Origin of the sequence: Caldalkalibacillus thermarum (assembly GCF_014644735.1) — a bacterium.
Classification (GTDB): Bacteria; Bacillota; Bacilli; order Caldalkalibacillales; family Caldalkalibacillaceae; genus Caldalkalibacillus; species Caldalkalibacillus thermarum.
On the sequence record NZ_BMKZ01000105.1, the window covers coordinates 1 to 1,562 of the forward strand.

Sequence of the window (1,562 nt, forward strand, 5' to 3'; positions counted from 1 at the left end):
TCGACTTGCATGTATTAGGCGTGCCGCCAGCGTTCGTCCTGAGCCAGGATCAAACTCTCCATCAAAACTCATCCCAAAGGAATGAGCCACGCACGCTTGTGCTTTGTTCAGTTTTCAAGGTTCTCTTTTTGAAAGACGTTTTCGATCATAACACACAAAATAAAGTGTGTCAATAAGCAATCGCAAATTTAAATTTTAAAAGCTGTTCATGTTGACAACGTTATATAATGTACCACAGTATACATAGTAATTCAATCATCATTTTTTACCAAAATGATTGGTGGAGCCAAGCGGGATCGAACCGCTGACCTCCACGCTGCCAGCGTGGCGCTCTCCCAGCTGAGCTATGGCCCCATATTTCAAACAAAAAATAACACCAAACAGACTGGCGATTTAAAATATCATGGTCGGGGAGACAGGATTTGAACCTGCGACCCCCTGGTCCCAAACCAGGTGCTCTACCAAGCTGAGCCACTCCCCGATAATGGCGGGCCCTGAGAGACTCGAACTCCCAACCTTTTGATTCGTAGTCAAACGCTCTATCCAGTTGAGCTAAGGGCCCACAATCCACTTTGTCAAATGGTGCCGAGGGCCGGACTCGAACCGGCACGGTTGTCACCAACCGCAGGATTTTAAGTCCTGTGCGTCTGCCAAATTCCGCCACCCCGGCAATAAAAAATGGAGCGGAAAACGGGATTCGAACCCGCGACCCCCACCTTGGCAAGGTGGTGCTCTACCCCTGAGCTATTTCCGCACACATTATTATAACCATGCTAGCCTTAAAAAAGATCTTATCTAAATATTATATTGTCACCAGTATCTTTATATTGTCAACAGTATCTTTAGTGTATCCATAAAAACAGATACTAAACATGGTGCGGGTGGAGGGAGTCGAACCCCCACGCCTTACGGCGCTAGATCCTAAGTCTAGTGCGTCTGCCAGTTCCGCCACACCCGCACAGTTGAGAATGGTGAGCCGCGAAGGATTCGAACCTTCGACCCTCTGATTAAAAGTCAGATGCTCTACCAACTGAGCTAGCGGCTCACGGTATGATTTATGGTGCCGGTGAGAGGAGTCGAACCCCCAACCCACTGATTACGATTCAGTTGCTCTGCCAATTGAGCTACACCGGCACGTCATCCAGCGATGCTCATATGGTGGAGGGTGACGGGTTCGAACCGCCGACCCCTTGCTTGTAAGGCAAGTGCTCTCCCAACTGAGCTAACCCTCCACATTTTTAACATTTTTAATCTCTAAATGATATAAGTAACATCTAGATCACATAAAAGGGTCATCAGAACAGAAGGGATACTAACATGTCCACAAACAAAAGTCAAAATCCCAACGCTTAATGTTATTATAACATGATGTTTAGTTTTTTTACAGGGGGAGAACTGATAAAACCCTGCCTGGCAACGACCTACTCTCCCAGGAGCTTTCGCCCCAAGTACCATCGGCGCTGGAGGGCTTAACTTCCGTGTTCGGAATGGGAACGGGTGTGTCCCCTCCGCTATCGTCACCAGACAGAGTTTGAACATGATGGTGCTTGTTGCACCTTCAA

9 tRNA genes and 2 rRNA genes are annotated in these 1,562 nt (G+C 47.6%); all 11 read right to left on the reverse strand.

From position 1 onward, the window contains the following. A 16S ribosomal RNA gene (locus tag IEW48_RS16610) occupies nt 1-65 on the reverse strand; the annotation flags it as partial. A 213-nt stretch (nt 66-278) separates the two neighbouring features. Beyond that, a tRNA-Ala gene (locus IEW48_RS16615) sits at nt 279-354 on the reverse strand. 50 nt (nt 355-404) lie between these two features. Further along, a tRNA-Pro gene (locus IEW48_RS16620) sits at nt 405-481 on the reverse strand. A gap of 4 nt (nt 482-485) precedes the next feature. After that, a tRNA-Arg gene (locus IEW48_RS16625) sits at nt 486-562 on the reverse strand. An 18-nt stretch (nt 563-580) separates the two neighbouring features. Next, nucleotides 581-670 (reverse strand) — tRNA-Leu (locus tag IEW48_RS16630). Between the two features lie 9 nt (nt 671-679). Beyond that, nucleotides 680-754 (reverse strand) — tRNA-Gly (locus IEW48_RS16635). Nucleotides 755-873: 119 nt separating this feature from the next. Then, a tRNA-Leu gene (locus IEW48_RS16640) sits at nt 874-958 on the reverse strand. Nucleotides 959-969: 11 nt separating this feature from the next. Then, nucleotides 970-1,045: transfer RNA gene (locus IEW48_RS16645), tRNA-Lys, on the reverse strand. Between the two features lie 13 nt (nt 1,046-1,058). Then, nucleotides 1,059-1,134, reverse strand: a tRNA-Thr gene (locus IEW48_RS16650). Nucleotides 1,135-1,156: 22 nt separating this feature from the next. Next, nucleotides 1,157-1,232: transfer RNA gene (locus IEW48_RS16655), tRNA-Val, on the reverse strand. Nucleotides 1,233-1,408: 176 nt separating this feature from the next. Further along, nucleotides 1,409-1,525 (reverse strand): 5S ribosomal RNA (gene rrf, locus IEW48_RS16660). Nucleotides 1,526-1,562 lie beyond the last annotated feature (37 nt).